Source organism: Pseudomonas sp. Tav-5-1A, from assembly GCF_055755055.1.
Genome location: NZ_CM146901.1, coordinates 2967508 through 2983893, shown reverse-complemented (window position 1 = coordinate 2983893; position 16386 = coordinate 2967508). Strand labels below are relative to the sequence as shown.

Genomic DNA, 16386 nt, shown 5'->3' with positions numbered 1-16386 from the left:
GCCCTCGTCCAAACTGGAGGTCTCCTGCGTAACTCAGGGCCAGCGCAGCCTGCGGCAGCGGCTACGCACGCATCGGTGTGGGGTTACATCAGCAATTCGCCGCCGCCCGTGGCGGTCTTGGCCAGGCCGGCGATCACCCGTTCGCCGGTTTCCGCCGCCAGCTCCTGGTACCAGGCCTGGGTGGCCTGCGGCTCACCGCCATGGGTGACCTGCGACCGTGCGCGGGCGCGCTGCATGATCTGCGCGGTGCGCTCGGCGCGCGCAGCGTCGTAGCGTTGCAGGGCGGCGTCCAGGCCAATGTCACCGTCCAGGCAGCGCGCCAGCACCCAGGCGTCCTCCATGGCCTGGCAGCCACCCTGGCCCAGGTCCGGGGCCATGGGGTGGGCAGCGTCGCCCAGCAGCACCACGCGGCCTTTGACGAAACTGCTGATGGGCGCCATGTCATGGATTTCCACCCGGCTGACGATGGCCGGGTCCAGGCGTTCGATCAAGCGCTGCACCGGGGCGGCCCAGCCGCTGAAGTGGCTGGCCAGGTCATCGCGGTAGGCCTCGCGCTGGTTCGCCGTGCCGGCTGGCAACGGCACGTCGAAGAAGAAATACAGCTGGCCGTTGCCCATGGGCATCAGCGACACGCGCTTGTGCTCGCCGACGAACTGCGTCCACTCGCCTTCAGGCGCCAGGTCGGCAGCCGCGTCGATGCGGCCGTTCCAGTTGACGTAGCCACAGTACTCGCGCTGCACCTCGCGGCCCACCACGTGGTTGCGCAGGCGCGAGTGCGTGCCGTCGGCCGCCACCACCAGGTCGGCCTTGATCTGCTGGCCGTCGCTGAAGGTCACCCGCACGCCGTCGTCCAGCGGCTCGACGGTTTCATAACTAACCCCGAGCGTCACGTGCTGCGGCCCGCAGGCTTGCAGCAGGATCGCCTGCAAGGCAGTGCGGGCGATCGGGCAGGCGCGCTGGCCGACGGTGTCATACAGCGGTTCCAGGCTGAAGCGGGTCAGCAGCTCGCCTGCCGCGGTGCTGTAGCTCATGCCGCGCATGTCGCCGCTGGCCGCCTTGATCGCCTCGCCCAGGCCGAGCTTGGCCAGCACGTTGACGCCGTTGGGCCAGATGGAAATGGCCGCGCCGGCCGGGGTCAGCTGCGGCACCCGGTCGAACAGCCGCACGCGGTGGCCGCCGCGCTGCAGGGCGATGCCGGCGGACAGGCCACCGATGCCGGCGCCGATGATGACGATGTCGAGGGGGCGGGAAGTTGGGGACATGGCGAAGTACCTTGATAACAAACCTGATCGATTGGTCAGGTATTGCAGGTTGCTTGCCAGCTTTGCCAAACGGCACATGAAGCTTGTGCCAGAGCCCTCGCGGGCCTGTGTACGCGGGGCGCCAGGGGGGCACATGGCCCTGCGCGAGCGCAGGAAGAAATGCCACACGGTGGAGCGCCCGCGACGAGGGCGCCCCACGCCAGGGCATCACCGCGCCGGTTGCAACAGCTTGAACTGGCGCTGGTACTCGTCCGTCACCTCGCGCGCCTCGCTGTTGCTGGTCACCACCCTGGGAGTAATCAGCACGATCAGTTCGGTGCGGCCCTTGCTGCGCGTGGTGGCGCCGAACAGCCAGCCCAGGCCGGGAATGGACCCCAGGTACGGCACCTTGTTCACCGTCTCGGCGTTGTCCTGCTTGATCAACCCGCCCAGCAGCACGGTCTGGCCGCTCTGCACCGCCACCTGGGTGGCGATGGAGCGCGTGGAGATGCGCGGGTTGACGTCGGCGCTGGTGGTGGTGCCGGCGTCGCTGACCTGCTGCTTGATGTCCATGTACACCAGGCCGCCCGGATTGATGCGCGGCACCACGTCAAGGATCACCCCGGTCTGCACGTACTCGACGCTGCTCAGGGTGGTGTCCGAGGCAATGGTGTTCACCGTGGTCTGGCTGATGGGAATGTCGTCGCCCACCTGGATCTGCGCCTGCTGGTTGTTCATCACCACCAGCGATGGCGCCGACAGCACCTGGGTCTTGCCACTGGACTCCAGGGCATGGATGGCCACCTGCAGGTTGTTGCCAACGAACGAGTAGAACAGCGCGTCGGTGGCGCCCAGCCCTGCCCCGCCGCTGCCCAGCGCACCTTGGCTGCCACTGACGTTGCCGATGCCGGTGGTGGTGGAATTGCCGGCCAGGCGGCCCAGATACCATTGCACGCCCAGGTCCAGCTCGCCGGTCAGCGACACCTCGAGGATGCGCGTCTCGATCTGCACCTGCATCGGCGGGTTGTCCAGGCGGCGGATGGCGCTTTCAATCTCGGCCCACTGGCTGGGGCGCGTACGGATCAGCAACTGGTTGCTGCTTTGCTGGGCGGTGATGCGGGTGCTGTCGTCGAGGCTCTTGCGGCCGTTGGTGCTGGTGTCGGTGGTGTCGCCTTCGTCGGCGGCGGTGCTCGTGGCCTGGGCCTGTTGGCCATAGCCCTGGGTTTGGTTGGTGGCGCCCTGGATAATCGGGTTGTTGCTGCCCTGGCCGATGGCGTTGCTGCGGCTCAGGCTGCTGAGCCCGCCGGCGCCCATGCCGCCGTTGCTGCCGATAGGCGTGCCCAGGGTGGTGGTGGTCAGGCCGGGCGCCACCTCGGCGGCGGCCTCGTCCTTGATCGCGCCGCTGCCGTAGATCTGCCGCAGGTACTTGGCCAGGTCCGTGGCCTTCATGTTGCGCACGTCGTACACGTACAGCTGCGGCTCGTTGCCGCCGCCGTTGTCGATGGTGCGAATCCACTCGCCCACCTCCTGCAGGTACTGCGGTTGCGAGGAAATCGCCACCACCGAATTGGTGCGCTCGATGGGCATGAAGCGCAGCATGCCCGCCAGGGGCGTGCCGCTGTCGGGGCCGAAGACCTTCTGCAGCTCGGGCATCAGTTCCGCCACCGTGGCGCGTTGCAGGCCGAACACGCCGATGGACATGCCGCGCAGCCAGTCGACGTCGAAGGTGTTGATACTGGCCTGGTAGTTGGCCAGTTCGTCGCTGGTGCCGGCCATGCCCAGCACGTTGCGCGCCGGGTCCACCAGCAGGAAGGCGTTTTCCCGGGCGAACGGCTTGAGCAGTTTCTGCATCTCGGTGGCCGAGATAAAGCGCAGCGGGAACAGCCGCACCGACAGCCCCGCCGCCGGCTGGCGCAGGTCCATGGACGGCACCAGCTGCCCGGCCACCGCCTGGCTGGCCGGCAGGATCAGGTAGCGGTCGCCCTGGCGGATCATGGCGTTGTTGGTCCAGGACAGCAGCGACTGCAGGATGGCCATGGACTGCGCCTTGTCCACCGGCTTGGAGGTGGAGAACGACACGTCGCCGGTCACGCCCTGGGCAATGCTGTAGTTTTCCTGCAACAGGTCGCCCATGATGGTGTTGATCACGGCGACGATGGACTGGTTGTTGAAGTTGAACATCACCCCGCCGCTGCCGTCGCCCTGGCGCGCCGCGCCGGGGGCCGCCACCGGCAGGCCGACGCTGTTGCCCGGGCCCTGGACGAAGCGCTGGTTGCCCTGGATGATCTGCCGCTGGCCGCCGCTGACCGTGCCCGGCGGGTTGGCCACCGGTGGCGGGAGCGGGCTGGGCGGCACCGGCCCGCGCTGGTCGCCGGTGCCGCGCAGGGCCTCGCGTTCCAGGCTGTAGTCGTTGTCCAGGCTGTGCGGTGCGGTGGAACAGGCAGCCAGCAGGAACAGGGCGAGCAGGACCGGAACCAAGGATGATGGCATATTCAATGACCCCCGGGGGCAGGCGGCAAAGGCGCGGGCACGTTTGGCAGTATGGACGACCGTGCCGGCTTCATCGGCATATTTGGCAGGCGCGGCGCCGGCAGTTGCAGGCTGCGGCGCTGGCCATCTAGCTCCAGCTGCACCGCCTGGGCGTCGACGTGCAGCAGGTGCCAGCCGTTGGCCAGTTGGGCACCCTCGCGCAGGCTCAGGTCGCGGCCATCGGCCTGCTTGAACAGCGCCCGGCGCACGTTGCCGTCGATCACCACGCCGGTCAGGCGCAGGCCATTCAGGTCCGGGGCGGCCTGGGCAGTTTGTACAGGCTTGTCCGGCGCGCGGTCGGGGCTGAACAGTGGGCTCTGCCAGGTGTTGCCCAGCTGCTGCAAACCGGGCGCCTCAGGCAGGGCCGGGGCATCGGCGGCGGCCACCGGCGCCTGGCGCACCTCGGTCGCCGGCCACTGCGGCTGGCTGCCCACGCCGTTCCACAGCCACGCCAGGGCGGCCGCCAGCACCAGCGCCAGCAGGGCCAGCGCCTGCACCAGCGGCCGGCGCCAGGCCCTCATTGCGCCGGTGCCTCGGCAGGCGTGCCAGCGGGCGCCGCCGCCAGGTAGCCACTGACCAGCAGGTGCACCACCAGCCGCCCGGCGCCACCGGCGGGTGGGGCGTTGGTGGCGCGGTGCACGTTCATCTCGTCGACGAACAGCAACGGCTGCGCCGCCTCCAGCTGCTGCAGCAAGGCGGTCAAGGGTTCGATGCCGCAGACCAGGTCCAGGCTCAGGCGCACCTGGCGAAACGGCGCCGTGGCCTGCTCCTGGGTGACGATGGGCATGCGCTGGGTCAGCTGGCAGCCGGCGCCGCGGCCGGCCAGCGCCTTGATGCGCTGGGCGACGTTCTGCATCAGGTCGGCGGCCACGGCGCTGGGGTCGTCGCCGGCCAGCAGGCCGACGTCGTCACCCTGGGCGGCCTGCAAACCCTGCTCCAGGGCCGGGCGCTGAGCCAGCAGTTGCTGGTAGCGCTGGCGCTGCTCGGCCAAGGCCTGGGCCTGGGCGTCGAGGTCTTGCCCGGGGGCGATGTACAGCGGCCAGATCAGCAGCGCATACACCAGCGCCAGCAGCGCCGCCAGCAGCAGCCAGGCGCCGAGGCGCCGCTCACGGGGCGTCAGGGTGCGGCGCATCGGCGGCCTCCCCGCGCGCCCGCGCGCGCATGTAGAAACGGTCGCGGCCGCTGGCCTCGTCAGGCTGGATCACGCCTTGGTACTGGGCCTCCACCAGGTGCGGGCAGCCCTTGATCTGGCCGATCAGGGCGCTGGCGCGGGCGCTGAAGCCGGCCAGGTCGACCTGGCCGTCGGCGTGCACCTCCAGGCTCTGCAGCCAGGTATCGGACGGCAGGCAAGCGGTCAACTCGCTGAGCAGCAGCGCCCGGCCCGGCTGGGCCTGGCGGCGCTTGCCAAGGAACTGCGCGGCGCCCTGGGCAGCGTCCAGCGAGGTGCGCAGCGCCGCCACCTCGCCGGCCTGCTGGCGCAGGGCCTGCACCTCGGCATGCATGGCGGCCACGGCCAGGCCACGGTTGTGCAGCCACACCGCCGGCAACGCCAGCGCCAGCAGCAGGCACAGCAGCGCCAGCCCGGGCACCAGGTAGCGGCCGCGGCCGCTGGCGGCCGTCTGTTGCGCGCGCGGCAGCAGGTCCAGGCCGGTGGGCTGGCCGTGGTCGTCGAGCACTTCGATGCCGTCCAGCACCAGGCCCTGTTCGTTGCACTGGGCCAGGCACTGCTGCAGCCACTCGCGGCGCACCAGCGCCAGGGTCACCCACAGCTGCTCGGCGTCCACCGCCTCGCGACGCACCACGTAGTGCACCTGGTCGGCTGTAAAAGGGGTAAAGCGGTCCAGCTCGAACTGCATCACCTGGGTCAGGTCGCGGGCGGCCGCCAGCGGCAGGGCCAGGCGCTGCACCAGCACGTGTTCGGCGGGCAGGTCGAGAATAACCCGCTCGCCCACGGCCAGCGCCTGGGCCGGCAGCGGCCAGGGGCAATGCCGGGGCGCGCGGCCTGGTTGCAGGCCGCGGCGCACGGCGCCAGGCAGGCTGGCCAGCAACTCCCGACCCCAGGCATGCATGAACGCCTGCGGCGGGCTGCCCTGCCAACGCCCCTTGAGCCGTTCCTGCCAGAGCCACAGGGACACTGAACGCATGGGCCGGGGTCTCATTCGTTGTAGCGCACGATACGGAACGGCCGCGCGCTGTCCTCCATGCCTGACAGTAGCACCGTGCTGTCGATCACGGCGGTGAATCCGTCGGGCAGTCGGGCCTGGCTGCGAATGTTCAGCACCTCGCCGGCATCGGCGCCCAGGCCGGTGACCCGCGGCAGTGCCAGGGCCTGCTGCAGCGCCGGGGTGGCGAAGGCCGGGTCGGGGCCTTCCTGGCCGCTCCATACCGTGACCTGCGGCAGCAGCGCCTGGTATAGCGCGGCGTTCATGCCCGGCAGGTCACGCAGCTCTTCCAGGGCACGCAGGGGCGGCTGGTTGTCGCCGCGGCGTTGCTCCAGCGCCACCGCCAGGGCCCGGCCCTGGGCCGGCGAGGCGCCCAGGGCCTGGGCCAGGCGGGCAAAGTCGGCGGCCGGCGCGGCGTTGAGGTCGAGCTTGCCGCGCTCGCTGCGCACGCTCACCAGCAGCTGCGCATCATCGAACTGCAACGCCCGCACGCGGCCGTCGGCCTGCCAGCGGCGCTGGCCATCCTGGTCGCTCAGGGCGCGCACCGCCAGGTTCAGCCCGGCCTCGGCGGCCAGGCTGGCGCGGCTGTGCTCGCGTTGCCACAGGCTCAAGCGCGCCTGCTGGCGCACCTCCACCACCAGCCCGGCCAGCAGCATGGCCAGCAGCGCCAGCGCCCACAGCACCAGCAGCAGCGCCATGCCCCGCTGCCGGCGGTTCATGGCGCCCCCTGCTGGTCGCTGAGCTCCAGGCGCAGGGCGACGACCTGGGTGGCCCAGGGCACCGCGCCGGCGCTGGCCAGGTCAATGCGCACGGCCTGGGGCAACCGCGCCGGCCAGGGCCAGCGCGGCAACCAGGCGGTGGCCTGGCCACGGTCGTCGCGGCCGCGGTAGCTCAGGCGCAGGTCGCGGACGTCGTCCAGCAACACCTGGGGCTGGCCCCAGGGCCGCAAGCCGCCGCGCAGCAGCTGGGCAAAGCGCACCTGCAAGGCCTGGTGGCCGCCCTGGGTCACCAGCTCTATGGTATGAACCTGGATGCCACCGCCCAGGGCGCTGTTGAGCCCGGCGGCGAACACCAGCCGCTGGGGCTCGCCGTCGAACACCCGTACCTGTTCGCCCTCGGCGGCCGCCACGTCCACCGGCAGCGCCCCTTGCAGCGCCCGGTGCAGGAAGTCCTGGCTGGCGCGCACCTGTTCCAGCCGCTGGCTGTAGCGTTCGCCCTTGAGCAAGGCGCGGTTGGCACCGATCAGCGCCGTGCCCACCAGGCCCAGCAGCACCGCCAGCAACGCCAGCGCCAACAGCATCTCCAGCAGGGTGAAGCCCTGGGCCCGGCGCTTCATCGGCCGGCTTCCAGGGGCGGCTGGCCCTGCACGGCCAGGGTGCTCAGGTGCAGGCTGCGCGGGCCTTCGCGCACCTGCAGGTCGAGGCGCAGCAGCGGCAGCAGGTTGGCCGCGCCGGGCTCGCGGCTGATGCGCAGGCGCCAGGCCACGCCCGCCTCCACGCCCTGCTGCTCGCCCACCTGCCAGGGCTGGCCGCGCCGGGCGTCGATCAAGCTGCGCGCCACCAGGCTCAGGTGGTCGTTGCCGCGCACCTGCTCAAGGGTCCGCGCGGCTTGCCCGAACGCCACCAGCAACACCGTGCAGCCGAGGGCGAACACCGCCAGCGCGGCGAGCATTTCCAGCAGCGTGAAGCCGCTGCCGGCACGTTTCATGGCAGCGCCTGCAGGCGCACGTCGCCCAGCAGCCAACCGACGTCGATGCGCCAGGCCTGCGCGCCCCGCGCCAGCAGCAGGTGGCCGCCGCTGGAGCTGCCATCGGGGAAGAACGCCACCGCCGCGCCCAGGTCGGCAGCGGTGGTCAGTTGCAGGCCGAGGTCGGCCGGCCAGTGCCCCAGGGCCTGCCCCGGCGCCTGGAAACGGTGGCCTGGCAGGTCGAAGCGCACCTGCTGGGGCAGGCCGCTGAGCACCGACTGGGTGCGCGCCTGGCGCAGGGCGCCGACGATGTCGCGCAGCGCCTGGCGCTCGCGCGCCGCCTCCAGGCCACGGCCCAGGCCGAAGCTCAGCACGCCCAGGGCCACGGCCATCAGGACGATGACCAGCAGCAGCTCCAGCAGGGTGAAGCCGGCGGCTTTCATTCCCAGTTCCCCAGGTCGGCGTTGTAGCCCTCGCCGCCCGGCTGGCCGTCCTGGCCGTAGAAGATCAGGTCGAAGGCGCCATGCTGGCCCGGGTAGCGATAGCCGAAGGGGTGGCCAAACGGGTCCTTGAGGTCGGACGGCTTGGCGTAGGGCCCGGCCCAGTGGCTGGGGCCGGCGGGCCGCTCGATCAGCTGGTTGAGGTCGCGGGGCGGCGCGCCCATGTCCAGGGCATAGTTCTCGATCTGCATCGACAGGCTCGCCAGCTGCGCCTTGCCGGCGCCGTACTTGCCCTTGTCGACGTTGCCCCCCACCTGCCGCACCACGATGGTGGCGACAATGCCCAGCAGCACAATCACCGCCAGCATCTCCAGCAAGGTGAACCCACGCGTACGTGACAGCCTCATGGTCAGCCCTCAGATGTTACTGGTCAGGCTCATCAGCGGCAGCATGATGGCCAACATGATGAACGCCACCAGCACCGCCATGACAATGGTCAGGGTCGGCACCAGGGCGGCGAGCAGCCGCGCGATGCTGCGTCGCGCCTCGGCGTCGAACACTTCGGCCACCTTGAGCAGCATGCTGTCGAGCTGGCCGGCCTCCTCGCCCACCTCGATCATCTGCAACGCCAGCTCCGGCAGCACATTGTCGCCAGCCAGCGCCAAGGCCAGCGCGCCGCCGCCCTTGACCTGCTCGGTGGCGGCCTCGACCTGGGCGCGCACGGCGTAATTACTGGCCACCGCGCAGGCGATCTTCAGCGCCGCCAGCAGCGCCACGCCGTTGCGCAACAGGGTGCCCAGGGTGCGCGCCAGGCGCGCCGCTTCCAGGCGTTGCAGCAGCCCGCCCAGCACCGGCCAGCGCAGCAGGCGGCGGTCCCAGCGCAAGCGCACGGCGGGCCGCTGCCAGGCGCGCCGGCCCACCAGTGCCAGCACCACCAGCGCCGCCAACAGCAGCAGGCCGAAGCGGTTGAAGAACTGCCCCAGGGCCAGTATCAGCTCGGTCACCAGCGGGATCGGCACGCCCAGGTCCTGGAAGATCGGCACGAACTGCGGCACCACGTAGGCCAGCAACAGCACCAGCGAACCGAGCACGCCCACCACCAGGAACGCCGGGTAGATCAGCGCGTTGATCACCTCGCCGCGCAGCGCCTGGCTGCGCTCCAGGTAGTCGGCCAGCTGCTGCAGGCTGTCCTGTAGCGCCCCGCCCGCCTCGCCGGCACGCACCAGGCTGAGGTACAGCGGGCTGAACTGCGCGGGTTCCTGGGCCAGGGCCGCCGACAGCGGCTGGCCGGCCTTGACTCGTTCGCGCACACGGCCCACCAGGGCACGCACCGGCGCCTGGGCCTTGCCCGGCTGGTGCATGAGAATGCCCAGGGCGCGGTCCAGGGCCAGCCCGGCGTTGAGCAGAATCGCCAGCTGCGCGGTGAACGCCACCAGCGCCGCGCCGCCCAGGCTGCGCCGTGGCTGCCAGGCCAGCCAGCGCTGGCCTGCCGGTTCGATGTGCAGCACCAGCGCGCCCTGGCGCTGCAACTGGGCGGCCAGGGCCTGCGGGTCGGCAGCCTCCAGCACGCCCTGGCGGGCGCTGCCATCGGGGTCGAGAATGCGGTAGCGAAATTTGGCCATGGGCGCCGGTCACTCGCTGCGCGTGACGCGCAGCACCTCTTCCAGCGACGTGGTGCCGGCCAGCGCCTGGCGCAGGCCGTCCTCGTACAGGGTGCGCAGGCCGCCACGACGGGCCGCCTGCTCAAGGGTGGCGGCGTCGGCGTGGTTCATCAGCAGCCCGCGCAGTTCCTCGTTCATCACCAGCAGCTCGGTGATGGCGCAACGGCCGCGGTAACCGCCGCCGGGGGCATCGGCCCGCGGCCGGTACAGCAGGATCGGCCGCTGCTGGGTGAACCGTTCCAGACCGTGCTCGGCCACCAGCGCCGGCGGCGCCTCGAAGGCCTGCGCAAACTGCGGGTCGAGGCGGCGCACCAGGCGCTGGGCGAGGATGCCGATCACCGTCGAGGCGATCATGTAGCTCTCCACGCCCATGTCCAACAGCCGCGTGATGCTGGCGGCGGCGCTGTTGGTGTGCAACGTGGACAGCACCAGGTGGCCGGTGAGCGAGGACTGGATGGCGATGCGGCAGGTCTCCAGGTCGCGCATCTCGCCGATCATGATCACGTCCGGGTCCTGGCGCACGATGGAGCGCAGGGTGGCGGCGAAGTCCAGGCCGATGGCAGGCTTGACCTGGATCTGGTTGATGCCTTCGATCTGGTACTCCACCGGATCTTCGACGGTGATGATCTTGCGCTCGCTGGTGTTGAGCCGGGTCAGCGCGGTGTACAGCGTGGTGGTCTTGCCCGAACCGGTGGGCCCGGTCACCAGCAGGATGCCGTGGGGCCGTTCCAGCATGCCCAGGAAACCCTCCAGGCGTTCGCCGTCGAAGCCCAGGCTGGGCAGGTCGAAATTCACCGTCTGGCGGTCCAACAGGCGCATTACCACCGACTCGCCGAAGCTGGTGGGCACCGTCGACACCCGCAGGTCCAGCTCGCGGCCCTGCATGCGCAGCATGATCCGACCGTCCTGGGGCAGCCGGCGCTCGGCGATGTCCAGGCGCGCCATGATCTTCACCCGGCTGATCACCGCGGGTGCGGAGGTGGCCGGCGGCGCCTCGCCGTCCACCAGCACGCCGTCGATGCGGTAGCGCACCTTGAACTGGCTTTCGAAGGGTTCGATGTGGATGTCCGAGGCGCGCTGCTCCACCGCGCGCTGCAGGATCAGGTTGACCATGCGGATCACCGGCGCTTCGCTGGCCAGGTCCTTGAGGTGTTCGATGTCGTCGGCCTGGCCGCCGGCGTCGCCGTCGAGGTTCTCGATCAGGCTGCCCATGGCCGAGCGGCCCTGGCCGTAGTAGCGCTCGATCAGGCTGTCGACGTCGCTGCGGGTGCCCACCCGCCGCTGCACCGCGCACTGGCAGGCGAACGCCACGGCGCGCGCGGGGTGAGGGTCGGCGGGTTCGCTGAGCAGCAGCTGCAACTGGCCGTCGACCCAGGCCAGCGGCACCAGGTGGTGGTGGCGCAGGAAACGTTCGCTCAGGCCCGGTAGAGGCTCGAGGCTGGTGGGTGCGTCATCGGCGGCTTGCAGTGGCAGCTGCAGCACCGCCGCCCAGCCCCGGGCCATTTCCGCTTCGCTGACGCTGCCCAGCCGCGTCAGCAGGCCCGGCAACGCCGTGTGCAGGCTGCCCTGGGGTGCCAGCCGGGTGGCCCGCTCAAGGTCGCCGGGCTTGAGGCCGGCGTGCTCGCCCAGCCACAGGCACAGCGCCGCAGTTACTTCGCCATCAGGGCTTGGTGGCGCCGCTCTGGGCGGTGGGGCGCCCGCCCTTGAAGTCGTCGCCATGTTTGTTGCCCGCCGCCTTGCTGTCGTGGGTCTGGGTCAGGACGGTAGCGTTCGGGGCGCCCGACGTGTTGTCGGTATCGTCGCCACGGCTCAGGCCGGAAACAGCCAACAGCGGAACAACCAGCACTATCATCGTGGATATTTTCATTACAACCTCCAACTTAGTTAGCTAGGCAATTACACCGGCACTTCACCCTCCTCTGGATAATTATTGAAACAGCACTCACCTTAGACCCCACACCGCAACTTGGCAACTTCACCGCTCATACTCCAATGATGTAGCCGGCGCCCGCCTCAGACAAATTTATAATAACCGTTGCGCTGCAACTGTTTGACAGCCCCGGCGGATGGGAGTCCTATTCAACCGGTATAAAAAAGCAAGACCTCTGCCAGTGTTCGCATTGGCGCCGGATAACGAGGTGGGTAATAACGGATCCAATAAGCAACTTACAGCGCGGCCAATAATAATTATCCGCCAGCCTCTGACAGGCATTAATACTGGATTCTGTTTCACCCAATTAACAAAGTTTGCCCTCGTTGACTTTATTACACCCGGTTCTCCCTGGAGGCCCGCGCGTGGGAGTAATTAAAATGAGAAGCACACACTCGCCCAGACTTGCCACTTCATTGACCTTGCTGACCCTGGCCATTGCCCAATGCCTGGCGACCCAGGCCTGGGCCCGCACCGCGCAACAGGCCGACGCCCTCGCCCAGCAGACCGTGAGCCAGATGACCCTGGAGGAAAAACTCGCCTACATCGGCGGCACCGGCGGCTGGGACATCAAGCCCCTGGCCCGCTTCAACCTGCCGCAAATCTACGGCGCCGACGGTGGCCTGGGGGTGCGCTACACCAGCCAGGGCAACGACCAGGGCGTGGTCTACCCCAGCGGGCCGAACCTGGCGGCCACCTTCAACCTGCGCCGCGCAGTGGATTTCGGCCGGGCGCTGGGCTATGACACCGCCAGCGGCGGCTACAACTACATCACCGGCCCGGGCATGAACATCTACCGCATGCCCTACGGCGGGCGCAATTTCGAATACCTGACCGGCGAAGACCCGTTCCTGGGCGCCAGCATGGCCCCGGCGGTGATCAACGGCATCCAGTCCCGCGGCATCTGGGCCGACGCCAAGCACTACGCGGCCAACGACCAGGAAACCAACCGCTTCACCCTCAACGAGACCATCCCCGAACGGGTGCTGCGGGAAATGACCCTGCCGCCGTTCGAGTCGGCTGCCAAGAACGGCAAAGTAGCGTTGATGATGTGTTCGTTCCAATTGGTGAACGGCGATCATGCCTGCGAAAGCCATCACCTGCTGCGCGAAATACTCAAGGACCAGTGGGGCTTCCCCGGCTTCGTGCAAAGTGACTATGCGGCCATTACCGACGGCTTGAAAGCGGCCCAGGCCGGCGCCGATATCGACATGTTGTTTGGCACGCAAATGAACAGTACTGTGCTGACCCCCTACATCAATAGCGGGGTACTGAGCGTCGCCACTATCGACGACAAAGTGCGGCGCATCCTGCGCGAAATCTACCTGTTCGACTTCGACACTTATGTGCCGCCCACCACCCACGACATGGATAACCCGGCCAGCAACCAGGCCTCGTTGAACGTGGCCCGCGAAGGCATTGTGCTGTTGAAAAACCAGAACAACCTGTTGCCCCTCAACCGCAATACCGTGAAAAAAGTGGCGGTGGTGGGCGTACTCGGCAAATACGCGCCGCCCACCGGTTTCGGCAGCGCCTATGTGTCGGCGCGCAACTATGTCAGTGAAGTCAGCGGCATGGCGCAAGTGGCGCCGCAAACCCAGGTGACCTTCCTCGACGGGCTGTCCCTGGACCCCGCCGCCGCGCCCTGGACCCACTTGGACACCGACGGCACCACCTCGGTGGCGGGCATGACCGCGCAGTACTACACCACCACCGACTGGAGCGGCACGCCGGCCGCCACGCGCACCGACACCTTCGTCAACCTCAACTGGGACAGCGACACCAACCTGCCCACCAACGGCGACACCTCCAGCACCTCGATCCGCTGGACCGGGCGCATCACCCCCACGGTCAGCGGCGACCAGGTGTTCAAGGTGCGCGCCGACGGCGTCATCCACCTGACCGTCAACGGCCAGGAAATCATCAACAACGGCGATGGCACACCGCTGCCCGACAACAGCATCCCGCCCACCATCCCGCAGTACGCGAAGATCACCCTGCAGGCCGGGCAGACCTACGACGTGGTGCTGGAATACTCCCGTCGCCCCAACTACATCGCCAGCCTGGGCGGCTACACCGGCGTGCAGATGAGCTGGGCCTCGCTGACCGCACCCAGCGACATCAGCAGCTATGACGCAGTGCTGGTGGCCGCCGGCAACAGCAACGAATACGAGGGTGAAGGCTTCGACCACATGTGGGAGCTGCCTGAATTCCAGGGCCAGCTGATCCAGAGCATCGCCAGCCAGAACCCGCACACCATCGTCGCGCTGCATGGCGGCACGGGGCTGAAAGTCAGTGACTGGGTGGACCAGGTGGGCGGGCTGCTGCACGCCTTCTACCCGGGCCAGAACGGTGGGCAGGCGCTGGCCGAAATTCTGTACGGGCAGGTCAACCCGTCGGCCAAGCTGCCGATCAGCCTGGAGCGCAACATCCAGGACAACCCGATCTACAGCTACTTCCCCAACTTCGACAACGAAGGCACCCTCACCCAGATCAGCTATGCCGGTGACCTGGAACTGGGCTACCGCGGCTACGAGAAAAAAGGCACGACGCCGCTCTATCCGTTCGGCTATGGGCTGTCGTACACCCAGTTCCGCTATTCCAACATCCACGTCAACCCGTCGGTGGCGTTCGGCAACAACCCGGTCAGGGTCTCGTTCAACGTCACCAACACCGGGCGGCGTGCCGGGGCCGAGGTGGCCCAGCTGTACGTGGGCCAACGCAACCCACGGTTGGAACGGCCAATCAAGGAACTCAAGGGCTTCCAGAAAGTGCTTCTGCAACCGGGGCAGAGCCGCCGCGTGACCATCGAACTCAATGGTCGCTCGCTGGCGTACTACAACCCCACCCGCAGCACCTGGGTGATTGATGCCGACACGTTCAATATCAGCGTCGGCTCGGCGTCCAACGACATCCGCCTGAAAGCCAAACTGGTAAGCCCGTACCGGCAGCAGCTGTCCGTGACCAACAGCAACCCATTGCCGCGCTCGGTGCAACAGGCCGCCCAGGTCAGCGCCCGGGAACTGCGCATGAGCGCAACGACCGACCAGGCCAGTGGCGATGAACTGGACACCCCGGCCATATCCACTGACACCAGCACCCCGGCCACCACCACGACCACCGGAGGCAGCAGCACCCAGTAGGCAATGACGGCCAGGCCCCGCGCAGCCCCCTCAGGGCTTGCGCGGGGCGAACCGTTCCAGGAACTGGTGCGCCAGGGCGTGGTACAGCGACACCGGGGCGATCCAGCCCGATATTGCGGCTGCCATCAGCGTGGTGCCGAGCATGGGAATGGCCAGGTCCGGGCTGTGGGACAACTCCAGCACGATCACCGAGGCCGTCAGCGGCGAGCGCGTGACGCCGGCCAGGTAGGCGCCCATGCCCAGCAACGCGCAGGTCTGCAGGTTGAAGCCCGGCAGCCAGGCCAGCAACGGCGCGAAGGCGGCGCCAATGCTCAACGATGGTGAAAACAACCCGCCCGGGATACCGGCCAGGTAGGACACCACGTTGGCCAGGAACTTCCACAGCAAAAAGCTGCTGCCGGTGACCGGCTGGCCGTCGAGCAAGGCATGGGTTTCCTGGTAGCCAGTGCCGAACACGTGGTTGCCGGACACCAGCCCCAGCACCGCCAGCAACAGGCCACAGGCGCCGGCAAAACGCACCGGCCCACGTTCGCGCAGGGCACACAGGTGGCCCAGCCAACCCGTGCGTGCTGGCAGCACCAATTTGACGTAGACCCCGCCCAGTACCCCACCCAGCACCGCGCACACCGGCACCTCGCTCCAGCCCCAGCCGGCGGGCAGGTGGCCGCCCACCTCGCCGAAGTAGGCGTAATGGCCCATCAGCCCGAGGGTCACGGCGCCGCCGATCAGCACGGCAGTCAGCACCAGGCCGCTGAAGCGCTGCTCAAAGGTACGGCTCAGCTCTTCAATGGCGAACACCACCCCGGCCAGCGGCGTGTTGAAGGCCGCGGCGATGCCCGCTGCGCCGCCGGCCAGGATCAGCCCGGCCACCGTGCGGCGGCTGTGCAGGCCCAGGCGGGTGCCGAAGGCGTGCAGCACTGCCGCGCCCAGGTGCACCGTGGGGCCTTCGCGGCCCACGGAACCGCCCACCAGCAGCGCCCCCAGGGTCAGCAGCATGCGCGCCGCCGCCACGGGCAGGCCCAGCACGCGGTTGCGGAAACTACGCGACGGCAGCTCCAGCGCGGCGATCACCTGGGGAATGCCGCTGCCCTTGGCGTCGACGAACCAGCGCTGGGTGACCCAGGCCAGGCCGGCGAAGCCCAGGGGCGTGACCAGCAGTGGCGCCCAGGGGGCGATCGCCAGCAGGCGCTGGAACAGGGCGAAGGACTGGTCCGCCAGCCAGGCGAAGGCCAGCGCCACCAGGCCCACCAGCAAAGCGCCGACCCAGAAGACGGCGCGCTGGCGGCCGGTGCGCCAACGTGAGCGCAGCAGGCGACGGCCGCGTTGCATCGGTGACGACAGGGTGGGGTTCGCAGTAGAGGGCTTGAGCATGGGGCGCCTGGCGGTGGCAGTCAAAGTGCCTAGTATGCCAGCCGTGCGGGGGATGTTCAGTGAAACGCGAATGCGTGGGGAGTGGAGACGCGGCCTGCGGCCACTGCTACGGGGTTTTGCGCACGCAATCCACCGTAGCAGCGGCCGCAAGGCCGCGTCAGGGGTTTGCATACGCAATCCACCGTAGCAGCGGCCGCAGGCCGCGTCAGGGGTTTGCGCACGC

15 protein-coding genes are annotated in these 16386 nt (G+C 69.0%); 1 reads left to right on the top strand and 14 read right to left on the bottom strand.

The features are described 5' to 3' along the window. Positions 1 to 83 precede the first annotated feature (83 nt). The 13 genes from hpxO to AC0J42_RS13555 all read right to left on the bottom strand — a co-directional run bounded on the left by hpxO (position 84) and on the right by AC0J42_RS13555 (position 11586). On the bottom strand, positions 84 to 1262 hold the full coding sequence (hpxO, locus tag AC0J42_RS13615) for an FAD-dependent urate hydroxylase HpxO (RefSeq protein ID WP_473006545.1): 1179 nt from the start codon (positions 1260 to 1262) through the stop codon (positions 84 to 86). A 207-nt stretch (positions 1263 to 1469) separates the two neighbouring features. After that, positions 1470 to 3731 (bottom strand): type II secretion system secretin GspD, encoded by a 2262-nt coding sequence (gene gspD / locus AC0J42_RS13610; RefSeq protein WP_473006544.1) that lies wholly within the window; start codon positions 3729 to 3731, stop codon positions 1470 to 1472. A 2-nt stretch (positions 3732 to 3733) separates the two neighbouring features. Beyond that, on the bottom strand, positions 3734 to 4291 hold the full coding sequence (locus AC0J42_RS13605) for a hypothetical protein (protein ID WP_473006543.1): 558 nt from the start codon (positions 4289 to 4291) through the stop codon (positions 3734 to 3736). Then, entirely contained in the window at positions 4288 to 4902 is a 615-nt protein-coding gene (gene gspM / locus AC0J42_RS13600) for a type II secretion system protein GspM (protein WP_473006542.1), read from the bottom strand. The genes AC0J42_RS13605 and gspM overlap by 4 nt, the downstream gene beginning before the upstream one ends. After that, positions 4877 to 5914, bottom strand: coding sequence for a PilN domain-containing protein (locus AC0J42_RS13595; RefSeq protein WP_473006541.1), 1038 nt, complete (start codon positions 5912 to 5914; stop codon positions 4877 to 4879). Before AC0J42_RS13595 ends, gspM begins: the two co-directional genes overlap by 26 nt. Before the next feature lie 11 nt (positions 5915 to 5925). Then, positions 5926 to 6651 (bottom strand): type II secretion system minor pseudopilin GspK, encoded by a 726-nt coding sequence (locus tag AC0J42_RS13590; RefSeq protein WP_473006540.1) that lies wholly within the window; start codon positions 6649 to 6651, stop codon positions 5926 to 5928. Further along, entirely contained in the window at positions 6648 to 7268 is a 621-nt protein-coding gene (locus tag AC0J42_RS13585; RefSeq protein ID WP_416424062.1) for a prepilin-type N-terminal cleavage/methylation domain-containing protein, read from the bottom strand. The genes AC0J42_RS13590 and AC0J42_RS13585 overlap by 4 nt, the downstream gene beginning before the upstream one ends. Next, complete coding sequence (locus AC0J42_RS13580; RefSeq protein ID WP_416424061.1) at positions 7265 to 7639, bottom strand: type IV pilus modification PilV family protein; 375 nt, start codon at positions 7637 to 7639, stop codon at positions 7265 to 7267. Before AC0J42_RS13580 ends, AC0J42_RS13585 begins: the two co-directional genes overlap by 4 nt. Continuing rightward, the gene (locus AC0J42_RS13575; protein WP_473006538.1) at positions 7636 to 8061 is read right to left on the bottom strand and encodes a GspH/FimT family protein; all 426 of its coding nucleotides are present in this window, start codon (positions 8059 to 8061) and stop codon (positions 7636 to 7638) included. Before AC0J42_RS13575 ends, AC0J42_RS13580 begins: the two co-directional genes overlap by 4 nt. Then, a complete protein-coding gene (gene gspG / locus AC0J42_RS13570; RefSeq protein ID WP_416424059.1) occupies positions 8058 to 8465 on the bottom strand; it encodes a type II secretion system major pseudopilin GspG in 408 nt (135 codons plus the stop codon). The genes AC0J42_RS13575 and gspG overlap by 4 nt, the downstream gene beginning before the upstream one ends. A gap of 9 nt (positions 8466 to 8474) precedes the next feature. Continuing rightward, a complete protein-coding gene (gene gspF, locus AC0J42_RS13565; protein ID WP_416424058.1) occupies positions 8475 to 9680 on the bottom strand; it encodes a type II secretion system inner membrane protein GspF in 1206 nt (401 codons plus the stop codon). Between the two features lie 9 nt (positions 9681 to 9689). Continuing rightward, positions 9690 to 11438: a type II secretion system ATPase GspE gene (gspE, locus tag AC0J42_RS13560; RefSeq protein ID WP_473006537.1), complete on the bottom strand. Its 1749-nt coding sequence runs from the start codon at positions 11436 to 11438 to the stop codon at positions 9690 to 9692. Beyond that, positions 11380 to 11586 carry a hypothetical protein gene (locus tag AC0J42_RS13555; RefSeq protein WP_416424056.1) on the bottom strand — a complete coding sequence of 69 codons (207 nt, stop codon included), beginning with the start codon at positions 11584 to 11586 and terminating at the stop codon, positions 11380 to 11382. The genes gspE and AC0J42_RS13555 overlap by 59 nt, the downstream gene beginning before the upstream one ends. A 443-nt stretch (positions 11587 to 12029) precedes the next feature. On the opposite strand from AC0J42_RS13555, the gene AC0J42_RS13550 reads away from it, so the two are divergent. Beyond that, entirely contained in the window at positions 12030 to 14792 is a 2763-nt protein-coding gene (locus AC0J42_RS13550) for a beta-glucosidase (RefSeq protein WP_473006536.1), read from the top strand. A gap of 30 nt (positions 14793 to 14822) precedes the next feature. Here the strand turns inward: AC0J42_RS13550 and AC0J42_RS13545 are convergent, their stop codons facing one another. Beyond that, positions 14823 to 16163, bottom strand: coding sequence for a chloride channel protein (locus AC0J42_RS13545; RefSeq protein ID WP_473006535.1), 1341 nt, complete (start codon positions 16161 to 16163; stop codon positions 14823 to 14825). Positions 16164 to 16386 lie beyond the last annotated feature (223 nt).

Excerpts from the sequence above, each read along its gene's own strand:
- hpxO (WP_473006545.1), bottom strand. The coding sequence starts at position 1,262 with ATGTCCCCAACTTCCCGCCCCCTCGACATCGTCATCATCGGCGCCGGC.
- gspD (WP_473006544.1), bottom strand. The coding sequence starts at position 3,731 with ATGCCATCATCCTTGGTTCCGGTCCTGCTCGCCCTGTTCCTGCTGGCT.
- AC0J42_RS13605 (WP_473006543.1), bottom strand. The coding sequence starts at position 4,291 with ATGAGGGCCTGGCGCCGGCCGCTGGTGCAGGCGCTGGCCCTGCTGGCG.
- gspM (WP_473006542.1), bottom strand. The coding sequence starts at position 4,902 with ATGCGCCGCACCCTGACGCCCCGTGAGCGGCGCCTCGGCGCCTGGCTG.
- AC0J42_RS13595 (WP_473006541.1), bottom strand. The coding sequence starts at position 5,914 with ATGCGTTCAGTGTCCCTGTGGCTCTGGCAGGAACGGCTCAAGGGGCGT.
- AC0J42_RS13590 (WP_473006540.1), bottom strand. The coding sequence starts at position 6,651 with ATGAACCGCCGGCAGCGGGGCATGGCGCTGCTGCTGGTGCTGTGGGCG.
- AC0J42_RS13585 (WP_416424062.1), bottom strand. The coding sequence starts at position 7,268 with ATGAAGCGCCGGGCCCAGGGCTTCACCCTGCTGGAGATGCTGTTGGCG.
- AC0J42_RS13580 (WP_416424061.1), bottom strand. The coding sequence starts at position 7,639 with ATGAAACGTGCCGGCAGCGGCTTCACGCTGCTGGAAATGCTCGCCGCG.
- AC0J42_RS13575 (WP_473006538.1), bottom strand. The coding sequence starts at position 8,061 with ATGAAAGCCGCCGGCTTCACCCTGCTGGAGCTGCTGCTGGTCATCGTC.
- gspG (WP_416424059.1), bottom strand. The coding sequence starts at position 8,465 with ATGAGGCTGTCACGTACGCGTGGGTTCACCTTGCTGGAGATGCTGGCG.
- gspF (WP_416424058.1), bottom strand. The coding sequence starts at position 9,680 with ATGGCCAAATTTCGCTACCGCATTCTCGACCCCGATGGCAGCGCCCGC.
- gspE (WP_473006537.1), bottom strand. The coding sequence starts at position 11,438 with ATGGCGACGACTTCAAGGGCGGGCGCCCCACCGCCCAGAGCGGCGCCA.
- AC0J42_RS13555 (WP_416424056.1), bottom strand. The coding sequence starts at position 11,586 with ATGAAAATATCCACGATGATAGTGCTGGTTGTTCCGCTGTTGGCTGTT.
- AC0J42_RS13550 (WP_473006536.1), top strand. The coding sequence starts at position 12,030 with ATGAGAAGCACACACTCGCCCAGACTTGCCACTTCATTGACCTTGCTG.
- AC0J42_RS13545 (WP_473006535.1), bottom strand. The coding sequence starts at position 16,163 with ATGCTCAAGCCCTCTACTGCGAACCCCACCCTGTCGTCACCGATGCAA.